Below are 23,931 nucleotides of genomic sequence, written 5' to 3' on the forward strand. Positions count from 1 at the left end.
GGCGGCTCAGAAGGCGTCGCCGGTGCGCCAGGGCATCTGCTGGAGCACGAGGGAGTTGCCGTCCGGGTCCTGCAGGCCCGCGTACAGCACCCCGCCGCCGGCGTCGGTGACCTCGCCGACCTCCACGCCCCGGCCCAGGAGCTCGGTGCGGGCGGCCTCGATGTCAGCGACCACGAGGTGCAGCCCGCGCACCGAGCCGGGTGTCCCGCCGTAGACGGGCAGCCCCGTGCCGAAGCCGATCGAGCACCCCGAGCCCGGAGGGGTCACCTGCACCACGCGGATGCCGGGCGCGGGGGCGACGTCGACGTCGACCGTGAAGCCGAGGCGGTCGGCGTAGAAGGCCTTGGCCGCATCGACGTCGGAGACGGGCAGCGGCACCAGCTCGAGCTTCATGTCCACGACCCCCACCCTGGCACGCAGGTCCCGTGCCGTCAGCGGGTGGCGGACGCCCGTGATCACGGTCGGTGGTGGCCCACCGGGGGAGGTGGCGCGGAGCTGCAGGATCGTCGGGAGGGGGCGGGCTGTCGTCGTCCCAGGGTCCTCTGAGAGCGCTCACAGCGAGCGGCACGTAGCGTGCGGAGCATGACGGAGATGGAGACGAGGACGCTCGGGCGCACCGGTGCGCAGGTCAGCGTGATCGGGCTGGGGTGCTGGCAGATCGGTGGCGGCTGGGGCGACGTGAGCGACGCCGACGCCACCGCCACGCTGCACGCGGCGCTGGAGAGCGGCACCACCCTGTTCGACACCGCCGACGTGTACGGCGACGGCCGCAGCGAGCAGCTCATCGGGCGGTTCCTGCGCGAGCTGCCCGAGGCCGACAGGCCGTTCGTGGCCACCAAGTGCGGCCGCCGCGCTGACCCGCACGAGCCCGCGGCCTACACGGCGGAGAACTTCCGCGCGTGGACGGACCGGTCGCGCGAGAACCTCGGCGTGGACCGCCTCGACCTCGTCCAGCTGCACTGCCCGCCGACGCCGGTGTTCTCGGACGACGCCGCCTTCGACGCGCTCGACGAGCTCGTGGCAGACGGCGCCATCGCCGCGTACGGCGTCTCGGTGGAGACCGTCGAGGAGGCGCTGACCGCCATCGCCCGTCCCGGTGTGGCGAGCGTGCAGATCATCCTCAACGCGTTCCGCCGCAAGCCGCTGGAGCGGGTGCTGCCGGCCGCGGCCGAGGCCGGCGTGGGGATCCTCGCGCGCGTGCCGCTGGCGTCGGGGCTGCTGACGGGCAAGTACGACGAGAGCACGCAGTTCGGCGAGGACGACCACCGGAGCTTCAACCGCAACGGCGAGCAGTTCGACAAGGGCGAGACGTTCTCCGGCGTGCCCTACGAGGTCGGCGTGGCGGCTGCCCGCGAGGTGGCGGCGCTCGCGTCCCAGTCCGGCGAGGGCGTCACCACCGCGCAGCTCGCGCTGCGGTGGATCCTCGACCAGACCGGCGTGACCGCCGCCATCCCCGGAGCCCGCAACGGCGAGCAGGCCCGCGGCAACGCCGCGGCCGCGTCGGTGGCCCCGCTGGGCGACGACGTGCTGGCCGCCCTCGAGCGCATCTACGACGAGCGCATCCGCGAGCACGTCCACACCAGCTGGTGACCGGAGCGTGAGCACCGTGGGCGCGCCCTGGACCGGTCCGGGGCTCACACCCCCGGACCGGTCTGCGGGCGCGCCCCGGCGCTGGTGGCCGGGCTGGGCACGCGGCGGTGGGCTGGCGCTCGCGTACGCGGCGCTGGTGCTCCTGGTTGCGATCGTCCTGGCGGTCCTCCCGGAGGACGTCCACCAGCGGGCCGTGCTGTCGGCCAGCACCAACATCGAGAACCTGCGCCACGCGCCGGCGGCCGTGCTGCTGCTCAGCGCCTTCGTGGTCCGAGACTTCGCCGAGGTGCTGCTCCTGCTGCCGCTGGTGGTGGTGATGACGGTGTGCAGCCGCAGGATCGGCCGGCTCTCAACCGTCGTGGCGGCGCTGTTCGGGCACGTCGGCGCCACGCTCGTCGTGGCGACGTTCGTCGCCGCAGGCGTCCGCCGGGGCTTCGTGCCGCACAGCGTCACCACTGCGCCAGACGTTGGCGTCAGCTACGCGCTAGCGGGGATGGCCGGTCTGCTCGCGGCGGCGCTGCCGCGGCGGTGGCGGTGGGCGTACGTGGTCGGCGGCCTCGTGGCGCTCGTGGTGCTCATCAGCGTCGACACCGACTTCACCAACGCGGGACACCTGCTGGCCTTCGCCACGGGGCTCGGACTGGCCGCGGTGGCCGTGCAGGCCAGGAGGAGCCCCTCCACCCCTTCCCCCTGACCGCCCCGGCGGCCACGCTGGGTCGTGCCGCCCACGCGGACCCGCAGACCTACGAGGAGCCGTTCGTGACCCAGTTCGAGGAGATCGTCACCGGGGGCCTGCCCGCCGGCATCACCCGCTCCGACGAGGCGTTCGGCCACCGCACCTGGTCGGTGCTCGGCCACACCTACACCACCAAGGTGGAGAGCGAGCAGACCTACGCCTGGCACTCCTTCGACCCGCCCTCGACGGGGGTGCCGCCGCACGTGCACCCCGGCCAGGACGAGTTCATCTACGTGCTCGACGGCGTTTACACGCTCTACCTCGACGGCGGGTGGACGCAGGCCGGCCCCGGCGACCTGGTCCGGATGCCGAAGGGCCTGCCCCACGCCTACTACAACCGCCGCGAGGAGCCCGCGACGTCGCTGTTCTGGGTGACGCCCGCGGGGCGCCTGGCCCAGCTGTTCTCGGTGCTGCACCAGCTCGACGACCCCGCGGAGGTGGTGCGCCTGTCCACCGCGCACGACGTCGACTTCCTGCCCCCGGGCGCGGTCGAGGGCGCGTGACGGTGCTGGTCCGCTACGGGGACGACCCGCAGCAGGAGGTCCAGGTCTGGTCGGCCGCCCCAGGGGAGCGCTCGCGGGGCACCGCGGTGCTCGTGCACGGCGGCTACTGGCGCACTCCGTGGGCCGCGGACCTCATGCACCCCCTGGTGCCGGCGTTCACGGAGGGCGGCTGGCGGGTCGCGGTGCCGGAGTACCGGCGGATCGGGTCGGGAGGGGGGTGGCCCGCCACCTCCGACGACGTCGCCGCCGCGCTGGCCGCGCTGGACCGGCAGGACGACGACGCCGGCAGCGGGCGTGGTCCCGTGGTGCTCGTCGGGCACTCCGCCGGGGGCCACCTGGCGCTCGTGCACTCCGGGGTGGCCCGTGCCGTCGTCGCCCTCGCACCGGTGACCGACCTTGTCCGTGGGTACGCCGAGGGCATCGGGAACGGGGCGGTGGCGGAGCTCATGGGCACCTCGCCGGAGGCCGACCCCGCGGCGTACCGCGCGGCCTCACCACGGCAGCGGCCGTGGCCAGCGTGCCCCGTGCTCGTCGTCCACGGCACCGACGACGCCCGGGTGCCGGTGGAGCACAGCCGCGAGTACGCCGCGGCGGCCAGCGCCGACGGGGCTCCCGTCGAGCTGGTGGAGCCGGCCTCGCTGGACCACATGGCCCTCATCGACCCGGCCGCTCCGCACTGGCCTGGCGTCCACGCCTGGCTGGACCGCACCCTCCCTCGGCCGCGGTGAGGTCAGGGCCGCGGTGGTCCGCTCCTGACGAGGCCCGTCGGCGGCGACTAGGCTCGACCGCGCTCTGCTCCGAGCGACTCCCGAGACTGGAAGGTCGGTACACCGCGTGCTCCGCAGCCACTCCGCAGGAACCCTGCGCGCCGCTCACGACGGCGAGCAGGTCACCCTCGCCGGGTGGGTGGGCCGCCGCCGAGACCACGGCGGCGTGGCCTTCCTCGACCTGCGGGACGCCTCCGGCGTGGTGCAGGTCGTGGTCCGCGACGAGCTGCTGGAGTCCTCCGGCGCGCACGCGCTGCGCAGCGAGTTCGTCGTCCAGGTCACCGGCGCCGTGCGCCTGCGCCCGGTCGGCAATGAGAACCCCGCGCTGCCCACCGGCGACGTCGAGGTGGTGGCCGAGGCGCTGACCGTCCTCAACGAGGCCGCGCCGCTGCCGTTCCCCATCGAGGCCGCCGGCGAGCAGGTGAACGCCCCCGGTGAGGAGGTGCGCCTGCGCCACCGCTACCTCGACCTGCGCCGCCCGGCCCCCGCCGCCGCGCTGAAGCTGCGCAGCGAGGCCAACCGCGTGGCCCGCGACGTGCTCCTGGCCGACGGGTTCACCGAGGTCGAGACGCCCACCCTGACGCGCTCCACCCCCGAGGGCGCCCGCGACTTCCTCGTGCCCGCCCGCCTCGCGCCCGGCTCCTGGTACGCACTGCCGCAGAGCCCACAGCTGTTCAAGCAGCTGCTCATGGTGGCCGGGGTGGAGAGGTACTTCCAGATCGCCCGCTGCTACCGCGACGAGGACTTCCGCGCCGACCGCCAGCCGGAGTTCACCCAGCTCGACGTGGAGATGGCCTTCGTCGAGCAGGACGACGTCATCGCCCTGGCCGAGAAGGTGCTCGTCGGCCTGTGGTCGCTCATCGGGTACACCCTCGACCTGCCGATCCCGCGGATGACCTACCGCGACGCGATGGCCCGCTACGGCTCCGACAAGCCCGACCTGCGCTTCGGCGTGGAGCTGGTCGACGTCACCTCCTACTTCGCCGACACCACGTTCCGCGTCTTCCAGGCGCCGTACGTCGGGGCCGTGGTCATGCCGGGCGGGGCGTCGCAGCCGCGCAAGCAGCTGGACGCGTGGCAGGAGTTCGCCAAGCAGCGCGGGCACCGCGGCCTGGCGTACGTGCTGGTGGGCCAGGACGGCGAGCTGTCCGGCCCGGTGGCCAAGAACCTGTCGGAGACCGAGCGCGCGGGCCTGGCCGCCAAGGTCGGCGCCGTCCCCGGTGACTGCATCTTCTTCGCCGCCGGTGCGGCGTCGGGCGCGCGGTCGCTCCTCGGGGCCACCCGCCTGGAGATCGGCAAGCGCTGCGGGCTCATCGACGAGTCGCACTGGGCCTTCGTGTGGGTGGTGGACGCGCCGCTGTTCGAGCCCGCCGAGGCTGCGGTGGCCGCCGGTGACGTCGCCGTCGGCGCGGGGAAGTGGACGGCGGTGCACCACGCGTTCACCTCTCCGAAGCCGGAGCACCTCGACAGCTTCGACAGCTCGCCCGAGGCGCCGGGGGAGGCGCTGGCCTACGCCTACGACATCGTCTGCAACGGCAACGAGATCGGCGGCGGCAGCATCCGCATCCACCGCCGCGACGTCCAGGAGCGCGTCTTCCGCGTCATGGGCATCTCCCCGGAGGACGCGCAGGAGAAGTTCGGCTTCCTCCTCGACGCGTTCGGCTACGGCGCCCCGCCGCACGGCGGCATCGCCTTCGGGTGGGACCGCATCGTGGCGCTGCTGACCCGGTCGGACTCGATCCGCGAGGTCATCGCCTTCCCGAAGTCGGGCGGCGGCTACGACCCGCTGACCGCGGCCCCGGCGCCGATCACCCCGGCGCAGCGCGCCGAGGCCGGCATCGACGGCCCGCCGAAGAAGCCCGAGCCGGCGCCCAAGCCCGCCTGACCCTCGCTCCTCCGTCCGTGATCATGGGCGTTGTGCGCAGGTGCGTGCACAACGCCCATGATCACGGAGGGGGATGCGGTTCTCAGGAGGCGCGGCGGCCTCGCGGGGCTCCGCTCGACCGGCTGCCGGAGCCGCCGTTGCGGGCGCGCAGGTAGTCGGACACCACGAACTCCCCGAGGCGGTCCAGCGACGGCGCGAACACCCGCCCGCCGTTGCGCCGAGCCATCGCGTCGGCGAAGCGCCGCAGGCCCGGGTCCTCGCCCAGCAGGAACGTGTTGATCGCCACGCGCGAGCGCGTCATGGCGTCCACCTCGCCGATCGTCCGGCGCAGCGTCTCCGGGGACGTCGGCCAGTCGAACCACGCCTCGCCGTCGTCGTCGAGGTGGGCCGTGGGCTCACCGTCGGTGACCACCAGGACGACCGGCTGCGCGTCCGGGTGCCTTCCCACGTGGCGGCGCGCGAGCGCCAGGGCGTGCTGCAGGTTGGTGCCCTGGATCCACGCCGGCTCGACGGCGGCCAGCTCGGCGGTGGACATCGTCCGCGCCGTCCTGTCGAACCCGATGATCTCGAACGCGTCGCTCGGGTGCTGCGTCGCCACGAGGTGGGCCAGCGCCATGGCCGTCTGCTTCATCGGCGCCCAGCGGTCCTCGGCGTACATCGACCACGACAGGTCCACGCACAGCGCCACCGCCGCGCTGGAGCGCCGCTCGGTCTCGGCCACCGCGAAGTCCTCCGGGAGCAGCCGCACCCCTCGCCTGTCTGAGGACGACGACGGCGAGCGCGTCGCCGCGGAGCGCATCACGGCCCGGCGCACCGTGGCGACGGCGTCGAGCGGCTGCTCGTCACCGAACTGCCACTCCCGCCAGGTGCCGGTGGCCTCGCCGGCCGCGCCAGCGGAGCGCTCGTCGTGCGAGCCCCTCCGAGACGACTCGAGGTCGGCGAAGACCCGGCGCAGCGCGGTCTGGCCGAGCCGGCGCAGCGCCTTGGGGGACAGCTGCAGCTGGCTCGCCGGGCCGGTCAGCCAGCCCTGCCGCTTGAGCTCGCGCTCCAGCTCGGCGAGGCGGCGCAGCTGGTTGGCGGCGCCGGTGCCCAGTTGGCGCTCGACCGCCTCGACATCGACGTCGTCCAGACCCTGGCCGGGGCCGTCCATGGCGAGCTGGTCGTCCAGGTCGTCCAGGTCCGCGAGCTCGGCCAGCGCGCCCGTGGCGTCGTCCATCCCGAGGGGCTGGGAGCCGTTGAACGACTCCCGTCCCCGCCCGCGCACGAAGGCGCCGGGGCGCAGGTCCTGCAGGTGCTGGTTGAGCGCGCTGACCTCCGCCTCCAGGCCGGCGTCGGCCATGGCCTGCGCCATGAGCTGCTGCAGCTGGCTGCGCTCCTCCTTGGACAGCGACCGCATGAGCCGCTGCATGGCGGCGGCCCGCTGCGCCAGGGCGTCGAGCAGCTCGTCGACGTCACGGGGGTCCTCGGGGAACGCCTCGCCGTGCTTGGCCATGAACTCGGCGAACTGCTCGGTGGTGTCCTCGCCGCGCTCGTGCGCGGCGAGCAGGGCGTTGAGGTCTCCGAGGAGCTCCTTCACGCCCTCCATCGACTGGCCCTGCTGACCGCCCTCGCCGCCCTGGCCCTGCTGGCCGGTCTGGCCGAGCCCGGGGATCTGCGCGCGCAGCGCCTGCTGGCGCAGGTCGTCGAGGAGCTCCTCGTACGTCTGCTTCGCGGCGGGAGAGGTCCAGTCGTAGTCAGCGAGCTCCCGCACCGCCGCGGCCGTGCGCCGCGGCAGCGCGTCCAGCTGGGCGTGCGCCAGCTGCGCCTCCATCGCGTCGGCCGACGCGCTCGCCGCACCGTCGGCCCCGTCCCCGCCATCCGCCCCGCCAGCGCCGGCCGCGTCGTCACCGGCCGACTGCCGCTCGGCCGCCGCGGCGGCCTTCTGGTCCAGCGCCGCGCGCTCGGTGGTCAGCGCCCGCTCGAGCTTCTCCCGCGCCTGCTGCAGCGACCCCGAGAGGTCACCGGAGGCCCGCAGCTGCTCGCGCCGCCTCCGCACGCGCTCCCGCAGCGCATCGAGGCCCTCACGCCTCCCGCGCTCGTCCTCCAGCCCGTTCCGCAGCAGGTCGCGCAGAGCCTCCTGCAGCGACCGGCCCTGCATGACGTCGCGGCCGATCGCGTCGACGGCGGCGCGGACGTCGTACGGAGGGGCGAGCGGGTCCGCACCGCCGTCCCACGCGCCGTACCGGTAGGCCCTGCTCATCGCGCTGCCCTCCCTCGTGCGCCCACCTCGCCAGCCCGGCCGGTCGGGGTGGGAGTGCTTCCAGAGTTGGCCCTGACTCTCTGTCGTGAACGAGGACCTGAGAGTCAGGGCCGACTCTGCAAGGTCCCGGACGTGCATCCGGTGCGGGCGCAGCCGCCGGACCGGCGCCGCGCGTCGTCGTCGTGAGGGTCTTCAGCCGCCGTAGACGGCGCGGTCGCCGTGGCCGTCGCTGCTGGCCTCGACGTCCTTGGCCAGCCGCCGCGTCAGGTGCAGGCCCTCGAGGACCATCTCCACCCCTGAGGCCGCCTGGCCCGGCGTCGGGGCCTCCGGCAGGTCGAGCCGGGAGAGCACCTTGGCCAGGCCGTCGACGCGGCCGACCTGCGAGAGCAGCTCGGAGCTGCTCACCAGCTCACCCGTGAAGACCGTGCCGCCCTCGGAGACCAGCGACGTGAAGCCCGACAGGTCGGCGCCGCCGAGGCGGGCCCGGAAGACCTCCGCCACGGCTGTGCGGAGCAGGTGGACGAGCACCTCCTCCTCGCGACCCTCCTCGCCGGACTCGAACTCGACCTTGCCGCGCAGCGTCGGCACCACGCCGTAGGCGTCCCCGACGCGTGCCACGGGTTCGTCGCCCGTGAGCGCCGCGCGCCGCAGCGCCGCGCCCGACAGCGTCTCGGCGGCGGCCACGGCGAAGCGCGCCGAGACGCCCGAGCGCGCGTCGACAGCGGGCGACTCGCGCACCGCCCGCGTGAAACGGGCCACCACCTCGAGCAGGTGGCGCGGCACGTCGGCCACGAGCCGGGCCTCCTGCGCCACGAGCTCGACCTCGAGGTCGACGTCGAGGGGGTAGTGCGTGCGCACCTCGGCCCCGAACCGGTCCTTGAGCGGCGTGATGATCCGACCGCGGTTGGTGTAGTCCTCGGGGTTGGCGCTGGCCACGACGAGGACGTCCAGCGGCAGCCGCAGCGTGTAGCCGCGGACCTGCACGTCACGCTCCTCGAGCACGTTGAGCAGCGAGACCTGGATGCGCTCGGCGAGGTCGGGCAGCTCGTTGACGGCGAAGATCCCGCGGTGCGTGCGCGGCACGAGCCCGAAGTGGATCGTCTCGGGGTCGCCCAGGGTGCGGCCCTCGGCGATGCGGACCGGGTCGACGTCGCCGATGAGGTCGCCGACGGACGTGTCCGGGGTGGCCAGCTTCTCCGCGTACCGCTCGGAGCGGTGCCGCCAGGTGACCGGCAGGTCGTCACCCAGCTCGCGCGCCCGGCGGGCCGAGGCCGGCGTGATCGGCTCGAGCGGGTGCTCGCCCAGCTCGGAGCCCTCGATGACGGGCGTCCACTCGTCGAGCAGCGCCACGAGGGAGCGGATCAGGCGGGTCTTGCCCTGGCCGCGCTCGCCGAGGAGCACGAGGTCGTGCCCGGCGAGCAGGGCCCGCTCGACCTCGGGCAGCACGGTGTCGTCGAAGCCGACGACGCCGGGGAAGCGGGGCTCGCCGGCGCGCATGCGCGCCAGGAGGTTGTCGCGCAGCTCGGCCTTGACCGAGCGGGGCTCCGCCTGGGGGAGCCCGCTGCTGCGCAGGGCTCCCAGGGTGGTGGGCAGGTCGTCGGGGAAGGGGGTCAGGACGGACGTCGACGGTGTCGCACTCCCAGTCACCACCTCACGCTACGTCCGGATCGCCCCGAGTGCGCCGTCGGTGGGTCGTGCTGGGATGTGGGGGTGAGCGAGCAGAACGTCGAGTTCCCCAGCGGCGAGGGCACGGCCCACGGCTACCTCGAGCTGCCCGGCCCTGACGGAGCTGGCACGGGGCCCGGTCTCGTGGTGATCCAGGAGTGGTGGGGCCTGACGAGCCACATCGCCGACCTGACCCGGCGCTTCGCCGCCGAGGGGTTCGTGGCGCTGGCGCCCGACCTGTACGGCGGCGCCACCACCCACGACGGCGCCGAGGCGATGCGCCTCATGCAGGAGCTCCCGGTGGACCGCGCCGCCCGCGACCTCGCCGGCGCCGTCGACCACCTGCTGGGCCGCCCCGAGGTCACCTCCAGCACCGTGGGCGTGGTCGGCTTCTGCATGGGCGGCGCCTTCGTGCTCACCCTCGCCGCCCAGCAGGGGGAGCGCGTCAGCGCGGCCGTCCCGTTCTACGGCCTGCCCGACGTCGGGGCCACGGACTACTCCGGTCTGCGCGCCGCGGTGCAGGGCCACTACGCCACCCGGGACCGGATCAGCCGCGAGGCCGTCGAGGCGACCGCCGCGAAGATCCGCGAGCAGTCCGGCGTGCAGGCCGACGTCCGCTTCTACGAGGCCGACCACGCCTTCGTCAACGACGAGCGCCCCTCCTACGACGAGGCCTCGGCGAAGGCCGCCTGGTCCGCCGCGGTGGCCTTCCTGAAGGAGCACGTCCGCTGAGATGACGGCCGACCTGTTCAGCGGCGGCCTCGGGGACGACGACGACGAGCGCAGCGGCGGTCGCGGGGCTGCGCCCACGGCCCGCTCCGTGCGGGCGCCGCTCGCCGTCCGGATGCGCCCTCGCACCCTCGACGAGGTCGCCGGTCAGCAGCACCTGCTCACCCCTGGCGCGCCGCTGCGCCGCCTGGTGGAGGGAGGCGACGGGCGCGCGGGACCGGCCTCGGTGCTGCTCTGGGGACCGCCGGGCACCGGCAAGACGACCCTCGCCCACGTGGTCGCCCGCGGCACGGGGTGGCGCTTCGAGGAGCTCAGCGCCGTCACCGCCGGCGTCAAGGACGTCCGCCGCGTGCTCGACGCCGCCAAGACCGCCCGCGACCTCCACGACCGCCGGACCGTCCTCTTCCTCGACGAGATCCACCGGTTCACCAAGGCCCAGCAGGACGCCCTGCTGCCCGGCGTGGAGGAGCGCTGGGTGGTGCTGGTCGCCGCCACCACGGAGAACCCCAGCTTCTCCGTGGTCTCGCCGCTGCTCAGCCGCTCCCTGCTGCTGCGCCTGGCGCCGCTCACCGACGACGACGTCCGCGACCTGCTCCGGCGCGCCGTCTCCGACCAGCGCGGTCTGGCCGGCCAGGTGGTCCTCGACGACGACGCCCTGGCCCACCTCGTCCGGCTGGCCGGGGGTGACGCCCGCCGGGCCCTCACGGCCCTGGAGGCGGCGGCCGGCCTCGCGCTGGACGCCCGCGCGTCCTCGTCGTCGCCGTCCTCCGACGACGACGAGGGGACCGACGGCCAGGCGGAGCCGGACGGCCCGGCCCGGGTGGACCTGGCGGCGGCGGAGCGAGCCGTCGACATCGCCGCGGTGCGGTACGACCGCGGCGGGGACCAGCACTACGACGTCGCCAGCGCGCTCATCAAGAGCCTGCGCGGCTCCGACGTCGACGCCGCGCTCCACTACCTCGCGCGCATGCTGGAGGCGGGGGAGGACCCGCGCTTCGTGGCCCGGCGCCTGGTGATCTCCGCCAGCGAGGACGTCGGCATGGCCGACCCCAGCGCCCTGCAGACGGCGGTGGCCGCAGCGCAGGCCGTGCAGCTCATCGGCATGCCGGAGGCGCGCATCGTGCTGGCGCAGGCCGTGGTCCACCTGGCCACGGCGCCCAAGAGCAACGCCGCCTACCTGGGGATCGACGCGGCCGTCGCCGACGTCCGCGCCGGCCGAGGGGGGCCGGTGCCCGCGCACCTGCGCGACGCCCACTACGCCGGCGCCCAGCGCATCGGCCACGGCAAGGGGTACGTGTACGCCCACGACGCCCCGCACGCGGTCGCCTCGCAGCAGTACGCCCCGGACGACCTCGCCGACCGCGAGTACTACCGGCCCACGGACCGGGGGGTGGAGCGCAGCATCGGCGAGCGCCTGCAGCGGATCCGCGCGCTGCTCAGGAGCCGGTAGACCTGCGGTAGGCTTCTCTGCTGGTGCTGCGCCGTCTGGCGCCCGCGCCTCGTGGTCACCTCGGTCCGGCAGCCGCCGGCCGCTGGGAGGCCGCCGTCGTTCGCCGGTCGTCCCGAGGATCCGCCACGGGGTCGCGACCGCGAGTGCCCACCCCGTTGAGGAGAGTCACCCGCTCGTGTCCCACTCCAACCGCAACCGCCGCCAGGTCCGCCTGTCCCGCGCCCTCGGGGTGCCGCTCACGCCGAAGGCGGCGCGCTACTTCGAGGTCCGTCCCTACCCGCCGGGCGAGCACGGCCGCGCCCGTCGCCGCACGGAGTCCGAGTACTCCCTCGGCCTGCGCCAGAAGCAGCTGCTCCGCGCGCAGTACGGCATCCGCGAGGCGCAGCTGCGCAACACGTTCGAGGAGGCCCGCCGTTCGCAGGGCCGCACCGGCGACGTGCTGATCGAGCTGCTCGAGATGCGCCTGGACGCCCTCGTCCTGCGCTCCGGCCTGGCCCGCACCATCGCCCAGGCCCGCCAGCTGGTCGTGCACCGCCACATCCTGGTCGACGGCCAGCGCGTCGACCGCCCGTCGTTCCGCGTGAGCCCGGGCCAGATCATCTCGGTGCACGCCAAGAGCGCGCAGACCACGCCGTTCCAGGTGGCCGCCGCCGGCGCCCACCGCGACGTGCTGCCCACGCTCCCCGGCTACCTCGAGGTGCAGCTCGCCGACCTCAAGGTGCGCCTGGCGCGCCGCCCCACCCGCGAAGAGGTCCCCGTGACCTGCGAGGTCTCCCGCGTCGTCGAGTTCTACGCGCGCTGATCCACCCGTCCGCCGGCGCTCAGCCGGCGGTGGAGAGCCCCCGTCCCGCATCCGCGGGGCGGGGGCTCTCGGCGTCCTGGGCGCTGGCGGGGCCGTCCGAGGGCGGCGCGAGCTCCACCCGGTCGCGACCCCCGGCCTTGGCGCGGTACATGGCTTCGTCGGCCCTCACCAGCAGCCGCGACAGCACCTCGGCCGCCGAGGCGACCTGGGCGGTGGGGGCGGCGACGGCCACCCCGGCGCTGATGGTGACGCGCACTCCGTAGGGGGTCTCGGCGGTGGCCACGGCGCTCCGCAGGCGCTCCGCGGCCGCCGCGGCGTCCGCAGCACGCTCCCAGCAGCCGAGCCAGGCCATCTCCTCGCCGCCGAGGCGCACGGCCAGGTCGCCGCGGCGGGCCGTGGCGCGCAGCACGTCCGCCACGGTCACGAGCACCTGGTCACCGGCGTCGTGACCGAGGGCGTCGTTGACGGTCTTGAACCTGTCCACGTCGAGCACCACGACGGCCACGTGCTGCCCGCGGGGTGCGGAGGCCCGCAGCGCCTCGAACCCGCTGCTCATGCCCCGCCTGTTGAGCAGGCCTGTGAGCGGGTCCACCAGCGCCGATCCCGCCAGGAGCGAGAGCGCTGCGGTGCGCATGTGCTGCGCCCACGCCGACACGCCGCACACCCCGGCGGTGACCACGGCCACGGCCACGGCCAGGTAGCCCGCCAGGGGCCCTGGCGGGCTGCCCAGCAGCAGCACCAGCTGGCAGAGCACGACCACCGGACCGGCGAGGAGCAGGGGCCGCGGGCTCGTGAAGCTGCCGATGCCCAGCGCGAGGCCCGTCAGACCGACCGCCACGAGGACCTCGTGCCCGGGGGAGCCGGACCAGAGGCCGTCGGCAGTGAGCGCCACCGCTCCGACGGCGAACGCCGCCGCGGTGGCGCCCGCGGTGAGCACGTCACGCCGCACGTACGACCACACCAGCACTCCGCCCCACACCGCGGCGCTGCTCAGGACAGGGGCGCGGTTGACGGGGACTCCGACCAGCGCTGCGACGGTGAGGTGGGTGAGGTGGAGGAGGACGATCCCGCCGGCGACGGCGACCATGAAGCGCGCGCGGACGCGCGGCGTCAGGCCGTCGACCGGCTCGGGAGTCACCCTGCGGGCATCGGCGCTCCCGGGGGTTCCCTTGAGTCCCCGGCGCGGCGGGTCACCACGGGCAGGGCCGCGCCCGGCCGCTGGCGGGCGCCGACAGAGGGTGCCGCGCTCGCTGCGCGGTAGGGTCGCTGCGCACGTCGCCGCCCCAGATCCCGGGAGTCCCCCTTGTCCGTCGGAGATGTCGCGGGGCTCATCGCGGCCATCGCGTTCGTCGTCCTGGTCGCCCTCCTGGCGCGGCCGATCCTCAAGCTGGGCCAGGTGCTCGACGAGGCCCGCGCCGCCATCAAGGGCGTGTCGGACTCCACCGTCCCGCTCATCGCCGAGGTGACCACCACGGTCGGCCAGGCGAACGAGCAGATGGAGAAGATCGACACGATCACCACCAACGCGGCGCAGATCACCACCAACGCCTCGGCGCTGACGGCCCTGTTCGCCGCCACCCTCGGGTCTCCTGTGGTCCGGGTGGCCGCCTTCACCTACGGCGTGCGCCAGGCCGTGAACGGCCGCCGCGCCGGGCGCCGCGCCGCCCGCCAGGGGGCCTGAGCCGTGGGCAAGCTCGTGCTCGTGGGCCTCGGCGTGGTGGCCGCCGCCGTCGGCGCCGTCCAGGCGGCCCGCTCGGTGAGCACCTCCGAGGGCGGGTGGTCCGGTCTGGCCGACGGCCTGCGCGAGTTCGCCGCCGACGTCCGCTCCGGAGCCGCCGAGCGCGAGGAGGAGCTGCGCGTCGCGCTCGGCGTCGACACCGGGACGATCGACGAGGCCACCGCCCGCGACCTGCTCGAGAACCCGACCGCGCCGCGGCGCGGGCAGCACGCCGGCTGACGGCCCGCGCACCGCCAGGCCCCGCACGGCCCGGCGCGCTGGACCACCGACCGAACACCCCGACCTCATCAAGAACACCCCAGGAGGGGACCCGTGGAGACCGCCGAGATCCGCCGGCGCTGGCTCGACTTCTTCGAGGCCCGCGGCCACACCGTCGTGCCGAGCGCCTCGCTGATCAGCCCCGACCCCAGCCTGCTGTTCACCGTGGCCGGCATGGTGCCGTTCATCCCGTACCTCACGGGCCAGCAGACCCCGCCGTACCCGCGCGCCACCAGCGTGCAGAAGTGCGTGCGCACCCTCGACATCGACGAGGTGGGCAAGACCACCCGCCACGGCACGTTCTTCCAGATGAACGGCAATTTCTCCTTCGGCGACTACTTCAAGGAGGGGGCGATCTCCTACGCGTGGGAGCTCGTCACCAGCCCGCAGTCGCAGGGGGGCTACGGGTTCGACCCCGACAGCCTGTGGGCCACGGTCTACACCGACGACGACGAGGCGCACCACCTGTGGCAGACCGTCGCAGGCCTGCCGCCCGAGCGCATCCAGCGCCTGGGCATGGAGGACAACTACTGGTCCACCGGCCAGCCCGGCCCGGCCGGTCCGTGCTCGGAGATCTACGTCGACCGCGGCCCCGCGTACGGCCCCGACGGCGGTCCCGCGAACGACCCCGCGGGCGACCGGTACCTCGAGATCTGGAACCTCGTCTTCATGCAGTTCCAGCGCGGGGAGGGGCAGGGGAAGGACTTCCCCATCCTCCACGAGCTGCCCAAGAAGAACATCGACACCGGCATGGGGCTGGAGCGCACCGCGCTGCTGCTGCAGGGCGTCGACAACATGTACGAGATCGACCAGGTCGCCCCCGTGCTGCGGCACGCCGCGGAGCTGGCCGGGGTCCGCTACGGCGCCGACCGGGACGCCGACGTGCGCCTGCGCGTGGTGGCCGACCACGTCCGCGCCTCCCTGATGCTCATGGGCGACGGGGTCACCCCGGGCAACGAGGGCGGCGGCTACGTGCTGCGCCGCCTCGTGCGGCGTGCGGTGCGCGCGATGCGCCTGCTCGGCGTGGACGCCCCCACGCTGCCGGAGCTGCTGCCGGTCTCCCTGGAGGCCATGGCGCCGGCCTACCCGGAGCTGCGCGAGGGCTTCGGCCGCATCAGCGCGGTGGCCTACGCCGAGGAGGAGGCGTTCCGCCGCACCCTCGTGTCGGGCACCACCATCCTCGACACCGCGGTCGCCGCGGCCAAGAAGGCCAGCGCGGCCTCCGGCGGGGGCAGCGCTCCTGTGCTGTCGGGCGAGCGCGCCTTCGAGCTGCACGACACCTTCGGCTTCCCCATCGACCTCACCCTGGAGATGGCCGCCGAGCAGGGCGTCTCGGTGGACGCCGACGGCTTCCGCCGCCTCATGACCGAGCAGCGCACCCGCGCCCGCGAGGACGCGCGCGCCAAGCGCGCCGGCCGCACGGACACCGCCGGGTACCGCCAGGTCGCCGACGAGCTCGGCCGCGACGTCGACTTCCTCGGCTACGAGGTCCTGTCCGCCGAGGGTCGGGTGGTCGGGCTGCTGCGCGACGGCGTCAGCGTGCCGGTGGCGCTGGCGGGCGACGACGTCGAGCTGGTCCTCGACAGGACCCCCTTCTACGCCGAGAGCGGTGGCCAGCTGGCCGACCGCGGGCGCCTGACCGTGACCGGCCCGACGGGCGTGCGGGCCGTCGTGGACGTCACGGACGTCCAGCGGCCGATCCCGGGGCTCAACGTCCACCACGCCACGGTGGTCTCCGGGGAGGTCGCCGTCGGAGACCCGGTGGAGGCCATCGTCGACGCCGGTCGCCGCCTGGCCGTGGCCCGGGCGCACACCGCCACGCACCTCGTGCACCAGGGCCTGCGCGACTCCCTCGGCCCGGACGGCACCCGCCAGGCCGGCTCCGAGAACGCCCCCGGCCGCCTGCGCTTCGACTACACGGCGCTGTCCGCGCCCTCCGCGTCCCAGCTGGCCGACGTCGAGGCGGAGGTCAACACCTTCCTCGCCGACGACCTGCCGGTCACCACCACCGTCACCGACCCGGAGTCCGCCCGTCGCGCCGGCGCGCTGGCCTTCTTCGGCGACAAGTACGGAGACCGCGTCCGCATGGTCGGCATCGGCGAGTGGTCGAAGGAGCTGTGCGGCGGCACCCACGTGGAGCGCACCGGTCAGCTCGGCGTCGTCGCGCTCCTGGGGGAGCAGTCCATCGGCTCCGGCACCCGCCGCGTGGAGGCCCTCGTCGGTCCTGACGCGCACGCCCACCTGGCGCGGGAGTCAGCGCTGGTCAGCCAGCTGACGGGCCTGCTGAAGGTGCGCTCCGAGGAGCTGCCCGACCGCATCGCCACCCTGCTCGACCAGCTCAAGGAGGCCGATCGGACCATCGCCGCGGCCCGCGCCAAGGAGGTGCTCGCCGCTGCCGGTGCGCTCGCCGCGGGTGCCGAGGTGGTCGGTGGGCAGGGAGCCGCGGGCAGTGCCGGTGGCGTGCGCGTGGTGGCCACCAGCGCCGGTGAGGTCGCCTCCGCCGACGACCTGCGCACCCTCGCGCTCGACGTCCGCGGCCGCCTCGGCGAGTCCGCGTCCGTCGTCGCCGTCGGGGGTGTCGCCAAGGGGCGGCCCGTCGTCGTCATCGCCACCAGTCCCGCGGCCCGGGCGGCCGGCCTGAAGGCCGGTGCGCTCGTGCGCGTGGCCGCCACGGCCCTCGGTGGGGGCGGCGGTGGCAAGGACGACGTCGCCCAGGGCGGCGGCACCGACGCCGAGGCGCTGCCCGCGGCCCTCGACGCCGTGCGCGCCGCAGTGGCGTCCGCGGTCGGGTCCTGAACCGGCTCCTCCAGGGGGCTGCCCAGGTGGGTCTGGCGTGAGGCGCGGGGTCCGGCTCGGCGTGGACGTCGGGTCGGTCCGCGTCGGACTCGCCGCGAGCGACCCGAGCGGCTTCATCGCCTCTCCCGTCGAGACCCTCAAGCGGGACCGCACGCAAGGCTCTGACCTGCAACGCATCGCGCTGGAGATCACCCAGAGGGAGGCCGTCGAGGTCGTCGTGGGGCTGCCCGTCTCGCTCTCCGGGCGCGAAGGGCCAGCAGCGGCCGCCGTGCGTGACTACGCTGCTGATCTGGCAGGCAGGGTCGCGCCGGTGCCGGTGCGGCTCGTGGACGAGCGGTTGAGCACGGTCAGCGCCCACCAGGCGCTGACAGCCTCCGGGCGGTCCGGCCGTCGCCACCGAGAGGTGGTCGACCAGGTCGCGGCGGTGCTCATCCTGCAGACGGCCCTGGACGCGGAGCGCGCCACGGGTCGGCCGCCGGGGTCGACCGTCGACCCCGGGCCCACCCCGGGCTGAGGCCGGGGGCGGGGGGAAGGGGCTGTGCGCGTCGATGGCTGGCTTGTCGCTGGAGGACCTGCCGGGGACCCCGGAGTCCCGCTCGTCCTCCGGGGACGGAGCGGGCGGAGGATCGCGCTCGTCGAAGCGCCAGGCGGAGCGGGGTGACCGCGAGAAGCGCCGCAAGCGCCGCCGCACCGTCACCCTCGTGGTGCTGGCGGTCTGCGCGGTCCTCTTCGGCGCCTCGGCGGTGCTCGTCGGCGGCCAGGTCAAGGAGCTGGTGGCGAGCGTCACCGACAGCGGCGACTACTCCGGGAACGGCACCGGCGCCGTGACCGTGCAGATCCCCGAGGGGGCGTCCGGCCGCACCATCGGCTCGGTGCTCGCCAAGGCGGGCGTGGTGAAGACCCCTGGCGCCTTCGTCTCCGCGGCCGCCGAGGACCCGAAGGCCGCGGGCATCCAGCCCGGCACGTACGAGCTGAAGAAGGAGATGTCGGGAGCGTCGGCGCTGGCGCTCCTGCTCGACCCCTCCTCGCGCAGCTCCTTCAAGGTGCAGGTGCCGGAGGGCTACACCGCGGCGCAGATCTACCAGCGGCTGTCGGAGGCGACGGGGCAGCCCGTCAGCGACTACGAGGCCGCCGCGAAGGACCCGCAGCTCGGCCTGCCCTCGGACGCCGGCGGCGCTGTGGAGGGCTACCTCTTCCCGGCCACCTACACGTTCGACCCTGGCACCACCGCCCTCCAGCAGCTGCAGGAGATGGTGCAGCGCACCGAGAAGGCCATGGACGACGTCGGGTTCCCCGCCGACCCCGCCGAGCGCCACCGCCTCATGACCGAGGCGAGCCTGGTGCAGAAGGAGGGCGCGAACGCGGAGGACATGGCCAAGGTCGCGCGGGTGATCGAGAACCGCGTCGCCGCGGGCCAGCCGCTGCAGTTCGACACCACCGTCAACTACGCCACCGGCAAGACCGGGCTGACGACCACCCCCGAGGACCGCCAGAACCCCTCGCCGTACAACACCTACCTGCACCCCGGTCTGCCGCCGGGCCCGATCGCCTCACCCGGTGAGGACGCCATGCGCGCCGCGCTGAACCCCACCCCGGGTGACTGGCTGTACTTCGTGGTGGTCGACCCGACCACCGGGGAGACCAAGTTCGCGGCCACCTACGCCGAGCACCAGCAGAACGTGGCCGAGTTCCAGGCGTGGCTGCGCGCGAACCCGCAGCCGCAGGGATGACCTGCGGCCGCGGAGCGGCGCGCCGTCCCAGGGGATGATGGCTCCCGTGATCTGCTCGACGCCTGCGGAGCGCGCCGCATGAGGGCCGCGGTGTGGGGCTCCCCGATCAGCCACTCGCTGTCCCCGGCGCTGCACCGGGCGGCCTACGCAGCCCTGGGGCTGGACTGGCACTACGACCTGGCCGAGGTCGACGTCGCCGGGCTCCCGGCCGCCGTCGCCCGCCTGGACGAGCACTGGGCGGGCGCCTCGCTGACGATGCCCCTCAAGGCCGCCGTGCTCGACCTGGTGGCCGAGGCATCACCGCTGGCGCTGGCGGTCGGCGCGGTGAACACCCTGGTGCCGGTCCCGGGACGTCCGGGGGCCTGGCGCGGGGAGAACACCGACGTCCACGGCGTCGTGGCGGCCCTCGCCGACGCTGGCACCACCACCGCGCGCACTGCGGCGGTGCTGGGCGGCGGCGCCACGGCGGCCTCCGCGCTGGCGGCGCTGGCCCAGCTGGGGGCGGCCGAGCCCGTGGTGCACGTGCGGTCACCCGAGCGGGCCGCCGGGCTCGTGGAGGTGGGCGAGCGGCTGGGCGTCCGCGTGCGGCTCCAGCGGTGGGGCCGGCCCGAGGAGCTCGCCGGCGAGCTGGCGGAGGTCGACGTCGTCGTCTCCACCGCACCGCCGGGCGCCGCCGACGAGGCCGCCGCTGCGCTGGGGCGGGCCGGGGCGGCGCCCGCCGGCGCCCTGCTCGACGTCGTGTACGCCCCCTGGCCGACCGACCTGGCCACGGCGTGGACGGCCGCCGGCGGTCGCGCGAGCGGCGGGCTGGACATGCTCGTGCACCAGGCCGCGGCCCAGGTGGAGCTCATGACGGGCTGCCCCGCGCCGCTGGAGGTCATGCAGGCCGCGGGTGGGGCTGCCATGGCCGAGCGGCTCCTGCTGCGCTGACGCGCTGACGCCGGCGCGCTGGTCCACCCTGCTGGGCGCACCCGGCCGCACGGGTGACCAGCCGGGTGCGCCCAGCAGGGTGGACGACGTCCCGGTGTCCTCAAGGCGCACGACCGCCGTCCCGAGTGCTCCGGGGAGCCGTGGGAGACCTGGACCAGTGGTCGCCCCTGCCTCGAGGACCCCGGGGGAGGTGCGCGGTGCTGGACGGACAGCTGCACGGCCGGCTGCAGGGCCGGGCTCCGGGCGGGACGCCGGAGGAGCCTGTCAGCGGCTCGGGCGGTGCGCAGGACGGCGGCGCGCACGTGGACCGGCGCCGGGTCCCGCGCGGCCGGGAGGTCCCCCTGCTCGACCTGGCGATCACGCCGGTCGACCCTGCCGCGGTGCTGCGCCTGCCCGCCGCCCTGTGCCGCCGCCACGCGGTCCTGCCGATCTCGTCGGCCGGCGGCCGGCTGCTGGTGGCGATGGCCGACCCGGGCGACGTCGTCGCCCTCGACGACGTCCGCGCCCTCGCGGGCGCCGACGTCCAGGTGGCTCGAGCGCCGCGCGCGGAGCTGCTCACGGCCATCGACAAGCACTGCCGCAACGACGCCGAGCTCGACCTGCTCACCAGCCAGATCGACACCCAGCTCTCGGACGCGAGGTCGACCACCGACCCGCTGCTGCCCGACGGGGAGCTGGTCAGCGACTCGCCCGTCGTGCGGTTCGTGGACTCGGTGGTCTCGCAGGCCGTGGCCGACCGCGCGAGCGACGTCCACATCGACCCCGGCGAGGACCAGACGCGCGTGCGCTACCGGATCGACGGTGTGCTGCACGACGTCCTCCAGGTGTCCGCCAGCGTGCACGCCAGCCTCGTCTCGCGCCTCAAGGTCATGGCCGAGCTCGACATCGCGGAGCGCCGCGTGCCCCAGGACGGACGCCTCACCGTGGTGGCCGGGGGCCGCGAGGTGGGCCTGCGCGTGGCCACCCTGCCCACGGTCTGGGGCGAGAAGCTCGTGCTGCGGGTGCTGGACGACTCCGCCGTGCGCCTCGACCTCGGGCAGCTGGCCTTCAGCGTCGAGAACCAGCGCCTCTACGCGGCCGCCACCGCCCGGCCGTACGGGATGGTGCTGGTCACCGGTCCCACGGGCTCGGGGAAGTCGACCACCCTGTACGCCACCCTCAACTCGGTCAGCCGACCCGAGGTCAACGTCATCACCGTCGAGGACCCCGTCGAGTACCGCCTGGCCGGGCTCAACCAGGTGCAGATCAACCCCAAGGCGGGCCTGACGTTCGCCCGCGCGCTGCGATCGATCCTGCGCTCCGACCCCGACGTCGTCCTCCTGGGGGAGGTCCGGGACGCCGAGACCGCGCGGATCGCCGTCGAGGCCTCGCTCACCGGACACCTCGTGCTGTCGACGCTGCACACCAACGACGCCCCCTCGGCGGTGACCCGCCTCGTGGAGATGGGGGTGGAGCCGTACCTCGTCGGGTCCGCCCTGGTCTGCGTGGTGGCCCAGCGCCTGGCGCGCCGGCTGTGCGACAGGTGCAAGGAGCCCTACCGCGCCGACGGCGACGAGGTCTGGGGCGCCGGCCTGCCGTGGCCGCACCTGCCGGTGGGGGAGCCGGTGGTGCTGCACCGCCCCGTCGGGTGCACCGCGTGCGCGCGCACGGGCTACCGCGGGCGCCTCGCGCTCCACGAGGTCATGACGGTGGACGAGGAGGTCGAGCGCCTCGCCGTCGCCCGCGCGTCCAGCGGCGACATCGCCCGCGCGGCCCGCGAGCGCGGCATGGTGCCGCTCCTGCAGGACGGGCTGGCCAAGGTGCTCGCCGGTCACACGACGGTCCAGGAGGTGCTCCGTGTCGCTGCGTGAGCCGGTGCCGGTGCCGGCCCCCGGTCGCGAGGAGCTGCTCGCCGCCGTCCACCACCTCGGCGCCCGGCGCCCGGTGGCCGCCCGCGTCGTCGCCCTGGCCGCCGACGAGGCGACCGGTGCGCGCGAGCTGTCACGGGTGCTGGCCGCGGACGTCGCCCTGGCGGCCCGGGTGGTGGCGCTCGCCAACAGCGCCTCCTACGGGCTGCCCGGCCGGGTGCGGACGGTGGCCTTCGCGGTCACGACGGTCGGGGCTGACGCCGTGCGCGCGCTCGCGGCGGCGGCGGTCGCGGGGCTGGACGGCGGTGAGGGGGTGCCTGACGACTTCTGGCCCCGCTGCCGCCTGACCGCCACGGCGTGCGGGGAGCTGGCGGGCACGTTCGGGCTGCCGGGGGCCGAGGCGTTCTGCCTGGGGCTGCTCTCGGCGCTCGGGCAGGCGGTGCTGTGGCAGCAGGACCGCGCCGGGTACGCGGCCCTGGTGGAGGACGACGACGTGCGCGGCCGCGGTCGTGCGGCGCTGGCGGTCGCCGAGGTGGACCGCTACGGCGTGCGCCACAGCGAGCTCTCGGCCGTGGCGGTGGCCGCCTTCGGCTTCCCGCGGGAGCTGGCCGACGCGCTGGCTGCGCTCGACGACCCGGCGCTGGACGGTCCGGCGCTGGACGGCTCAGCGCTGGACGGCTCAGCGCTGGACGGGTCTGCTCCCGCTGCCCCGACCGCGTGGGCGGCGTGCCTGCGCACCGCCGTGGAGGTCTCCCAGCGCCTGGCCACCCCCGACGAGCAGCGCGCAGACCTCGCGGCGCTCTCCGGCGGCGTGGTCACCGAGGCGGACTCCGCCGGGCTGGAGGTGCGCGTGACCGAGGCGCTCGCCGAGTCGACCTGGTGACCGACCGCCGCCACGTGGCCGCCCGACCGCGCTGACGCCGCTCGTCACTGCCGTCGCCGTCGTCCACCGGTCCCTCAAGAGCCGGCTCCGGCGTGCCGAAGGGGTCCTGGAGGGTGCTGTGCCCTCGCACCGGCGTGCACCTCGGGAGGACCAGCGGTGAGCAGCTACGGCACGGGTGACCACGAGGCGCTGCTCGTGAGTCCCCACGAGGCGTGGCCGGCGTCCGTCCCCGCGCAGGCGACGGCCCCGCTGGCCGGCTCCGCCTCGACGGCGGCCACCGGGGCGGGCGCAGCCGTTGCGGACCCTGGCGTGGAGCAGCTCGTCGACGTAGCGCAGGTGCTGCGCGCGATGGTCTCCCGTGGCGCCTCGGACCTGCACCTGACCGCCGGGGCGCCGCCGATGGCGCGGCTCCACGGCGACCTGGTCCCTCTGGAGGGCTTCCCCCGGATGACGCCGGAACCCCTCAAGCGCTCCCTGTTCGCCGTCCTGACCCAGAAGCAGCGCCAGCGCTTCGAGGAGGACCTGGAGCTCGACTTCGCCCTCCCGGTGGCGGGGCTGGGCCGCTTCCGCGTGAACCTCTACCGCCAGCGGGAGTCCGTCGGCGCGGCGTTCCGCGTCATCCCCACCGAGATCCGCTCCCTGCAGGAGCTCGGCATGCCGCCGGTGCTCGCGCAGTTCGCCACCCTGCCGCGCGGGCTGGTGCTGGTCACCGGTCCCACCGGCTCGGGCAAGTCCACGACCCTCGCGGCGATCATCGACCAGGCCAACAAGACCCGGCCCGACCACATCATGACCGTCGAGGACCCGATTGAGTTCCTCCACGCCCACCAGCGCTCGCTGGTCAACCAGCGCGAGGTGGGGGAGGACACGCGCTCCTTCGCCACCGCGCTCAAGCACGTGCTGCGGCAGGACCCGGACATCATCCTCGTCGGCGAGCTGCGCGACCTGGAGACCATCTCCGTGGCGCTGACGGCCGCCGAGACGGGCCACCTCGTCTTCGCGACGCTGCACACGCAGGACGCCGCCCAGACGATCGACAGGATCATCGACGTCTTCCCCGCTGAGCAGCAGGACCAGGTGCGCACGCAGCTGGCCGGGGCGCTCCAGGGCGTGGTCTGCCAGACGCTGTGCAAGACCTCCGACGGCCGTGGCCGCGCGGCGGCCACCGAGGTGCTCATCGCCACCCCCGCCGTGCGCAACCTCGTCCGCGAGGGCAAGACCCACCAGATCTACTCGGCCATGCAGGCCGGTGGCTCCCACGGCATGCACACCCTCGACCAGCACCTGGCCGAGCTCGTGCGCTCCGGGCGCGTCACCTACGACCAGGCGGTGGACAAGGCCCACCACCTGGAGGACTTCACGCGCCTCGCAGGGAGGGCCTGA

General features: G+C 74.9%; 21 protein-coding genes. 17 read left to right on the top strand and 4 right to left on the bottom strand.

Annotation, left to right across the window (positions count from 1 at the left end; genetic code table 11):
• Positions 1-6 precede the first annotated feature (6 nt).
• Positions 7-393 (bottom strand): VOC family protein, encoded by a 387-nt coding sequence (locus FMM08_RS03740; protein WP_187279554.1) that lies wholly within the window; start codon positions 391-393, stop codon positions 7-9.
• 198 nt (positions 394-591) lie between these two features.
• Here FMM08_RS03740 and FMM08_RS03745 point away from each other — a divergent pair, with 198 nt between their 5' ends.
• The 5 genes from FMM08_RS03745 to aspS all read left to right on the top strand — a co-directional run bounded on the left by FMM08_RS03745 (position 592) and on the right by aspS (position 5,481).
• Positions 592-1,590 (top strand): aldo/keto reductase, encoded by a 999-nt coding sequence (locus FMM08_RS03745; RefSeq protein ID WP_187279555.1) that lies wholly within the window; start codon positions 592-594, stop codon positions 1,588-1,590.
• Positions 1,591-1,606: 16 nt separating this feature from the next.
• Complete coding sequence (locus tag FMM08_RS03750) at positions 1,607-2,284, top strand: rhomboid-like protein (protein WP_222710379.1); 678 nt, start codon at positions 1,607-1,609, stop codon at positions 2,282-2,284.
• 65 nt (positions 2,285-2,349) lie between these two features.
• A complete protein-coding gene (locus FMM08_RS03755; protein ID WP_147925018.1) occupies positions 2,350-2,829 on the top strand; it encodes a cupin domain-containing protein in 480 nt (159 codons plus the stop codon).
• Complete coding sequence (locus FMM08_RS03760; RefSeq protein ID WP_147925019.1) at positions 2,826-3,557, top strand: alpha/beta hydrolase family protein; 732 nt, start codon at positions 2,826-2,828, stop codon at positions 3,555-3,557. The genes FMM08_RS03755 and FMM08_RS03760 overlap by 4 nt, the downstream gene beginning before the upstream one ends.
• 106 nt (positions 3,558-3,663) lie before the next feature.
• Positions 3,664-5,481, top strand: coding sequence for an aspartate--tRNA ligase (aspS, locus tag FMM08_RS03765; protein ID WP_147925020.1), 1,818 nt, complete (start codon positions 3,664-3,666; stop codon positions 5,479-5,481).
• 82 nt (positions 5,482-5,563) lie between these two features.
• Here aspS and FMM08_RS03770 read toward each other — a convergent pair whose 3' ends face one another.
• Complete coding sequence (locus tag FMM08_RS03770; RefSeq protein WP_147925021.1) at positions 5,564-7,720, bottom strand: vWA domain-containing protein; 2,157 nt, start codon at positions 7,718-7,720, stop codon at positions 5,564-5,566.
• Positions 7,721-7,912: 192 nt separating this feature from the next.
• Complete coding sequence (locus tag FMM08_RS03775) at positions 7,913-9,367, bottom strand: sigma 54-interacting transcriptional regulator (RefSeq protein WP_147925022.1); 1,455 nt, start codon at positions 9,365-9,367, stop codon at positions 7,913-7,915.
• 63 nt (positions 9,368-9,430) lie between these two features.
• On the opposite strand from FMM08_RS03775, the gene FMM08_RS03780 reads away from it, so the two are divergent.
• From FMM08_RS03780 to rpsD, 3 genes are all read left to right on the top strand, one after another.
• Positions 9,431-10,117, top strand: a complete 687-nt coding sequence (locus FMM08_RS03780; RefSeq protein ID WP_255472007.1) for a dienelactone hydrolase family protein — start codon at positions 9,431-9,433, stop codon at positions 10,115-10,117.
• 1 nt (position 10,118) lies between these two features.
• Positions 10,119-11,564: a replication-associated recombination protein A gene (locus tag FMM08_RS03785; protein WP_147925024.1), complete on the top strand. Its 1,446-nt coding sequence runs from the start codon at positions 10,119-10,121 to the stop codon at positions 11,562-11,564.
• A gap of 175 nt (positions 11,565-11,739) precedes the next feature.
• The gene (rpsD, locus tag FMM08_RS03790) at positions 11,740-12,366 is read left to right on the top strand and encodes a 30S ribosomal protein S4 (protein WP_147925025.1); all 627 of its coding nucleotides are present in this window, start codon (positions 11,740-11,742) and stop codon (positions 12,364-12,366) included.
• A 19-nt stretch (positions 12,367-12,385) separates the two neighbouring features.
• On the opposite strand, the gene FMM08_RS03795 is transcribed toward rpsD, so the two are convergent.
• Positions 12,386-13,504, bottom strand: a complete 1,119-nt coding sequence (locus FMM08_RS03795; RefSeq protein ID WP_147925026.1) for a GGDEF domain-containing protein — start codon at positions 13,502-13,504, stop codon at positions 12,386-12,388.
• A gap of 165 nt (positions 13,505-13,669) precedes the next feature.
• Between FMM08_RS03795 and FMM08_RS03800 the strand changes: the two genes are divergently transcribed.
• The 9 genes from FMM08_RS03800 (at position 13,670) to FMM08_RS03840 (ending at position 23,931) form a co-directional block, all read left to right on the top strand.
• Entirely contained in the window at positions 13,670-14,047 is a 378-nt protein-coding gene (locus tag FMM08_RS03800; RefSeq protein ID WP_147925027.1) for a DUF948 domain-containing protein, read from the top strand.
• 3 nt (positions 14,048-14,050) lie between these two features.
• Positions 14,051-14,323 carry a hypothetical protein gene (locus tag FMM08_RS03805; RefSeq protein WP_147925028.1) on the top strand — a complete coding sequence of 91 codons (273 nt, stop codon included), beginning with the start codon at positions 14,051-14,053 and terminating at the stop codon, positions 14,321-14,323.
• 93 nt (positions 14,324-14,416) lie between these two features.
• Positions 14,417-17,158 carry an alanine--tRNA ligase gene (alaS, locus tag FMM08_RS03810; protein WP_147925029.1) on the top strand — a complete coding sequence of 914 codons (2,742 nt, stop codon included), beginning with the start codon at positions 14,417-14,419 and terminating at the stop codon, positions 17,156-17,158.
• A 37-nt stretch (positions 17,159-17,195) separates the two neighbouring features.
• On the top strand, positions 17,196-17,672 hold the full coding sequence (gene ruvX / locus FMM08_RS03815; RefSeq protein WP_147925030.1) for a Holliday junction resolvase RuvX: 477 nt from the start codon (positions 17,196-17,198) through the stop codon (positions 17,670-17,672).
• 34 nt (positions 17,673-17,706) lie between these two features.
• Complete coding sequence (gene mltG / locus FMM08_RS03820; RefSeq protein ID WP_147925031.1) at positions 17,707-18,888, top strand: endolytic transglycosylase MltG; 1,182 nt, start codon at positions 17,707-17,709, stop codon at positions 18,886-18,888.
• A gap of 78 nt (positions 18,889-18,966) precedes the next feature.
• Positions 18,967-19,818 (top strand): shikimate dehydrogenase, encoded by an 852-nt coding sequence (locus tag FMM08_RS03825; protein WP_147925032.1) that lies wholly within the window; start codon positions 18,967-18,969, stop codon positions 19,816-19,818.
• Between the two features lie 197 nt (positions 19,819-20,015).
• On the top strand, positions 20,016-21,668 hold the full coding sequence (locus tag FMM08_RS03830; protein WP_222710380.1) for a GspE/PulE family protein: 1,653 nt from the start codon (positions 20,016-20,018) through the stop codon (positions 21,666-21,668).
• Positions 21,655-22,548: an HDOD domain-containing protein gene (locus FMM08_RS03835; RefSeq protein WP_147925033.1), complete on the top strand. Its 894-nt coding sequence runs from the start codon at positions 21,655-21,657 to the stop codon at positions 22,546-22,548. The genes FMM08_RS03830 and FMM08_RS03835 overlap by 14 nt, the downstream gene beginning before the upstream one ends.
• Positions 22,549-22,704: 156 nt before the next feature.
• The gene (locus tag FMM08_RS03840) at positions 22,705-23,931 is read left to right on the top strand and encodes a type IV pilus twitching motility protein PilT (RefSeq protein ID WP_147925034.1); all 1,227 of its coding nucleotides are present in this window, start codon (positions 22,705-22,707) and stop codon (positions 23,929-23,931) included.

Source organism: Quadrisphaera setariae (assembly GCF_008041935.1).
In the GTDB taxonomy this organism is placed as follows: domain Bacteria; phylum Actinomycetota; class Actinomycetes; order Actinomycetales; family Quadrisphaeraceae; genus Quadrisphaera; species Quadrisphaera setariae.

Excerpts from the sequence above, each read along its gene's own strand:
- FMM08_RS03825 (WP_147925032.1), top strand. The coding sequence starts at position 18,967 with ATGAGGGCCGCGGTGTGGGGCTCCCCGATCAGCCACTCGCTGTCCCCG.
- FMM08_RS03740 (WP_187279554.1), bottom strand. The coding sequence starts at position 393 with ATGAAGCTCGAGCTGGTGCCGCTGCCCGTCTCCGACGTCGATGCGGCC.
- FMM08_RS03770 (WP_147925021.1), bottom strand. The coding sequence starts at position 7,720 with ATGAGCAGGGCCTACCGGTACGGCGCGTGGGACGGCGGTGCGGACCCG.
- mltG (WP_147925031.1), top strand. The coding sequence starts at position 17,707 with ATGGCTGGCTTGTCGCTGGAGGACCTGCCGGGGACCCCGGAGTCCCGC.
- FMM08_RS03785 (WP_147925024.1), top strand. The coding sequence starts at position 10,119 with ATGACGGCCGACCTGTTCAGCGGCGGCCTCGGGGACGACGACGACGAG.
- FMM08_RS03745 (WP_187279555.1), top strand. The coding sequence starts at position 592 with ATGGAGACGAGGACGCTCGGGCGCACCGGTGCGCAGGTCAGCGTGATC.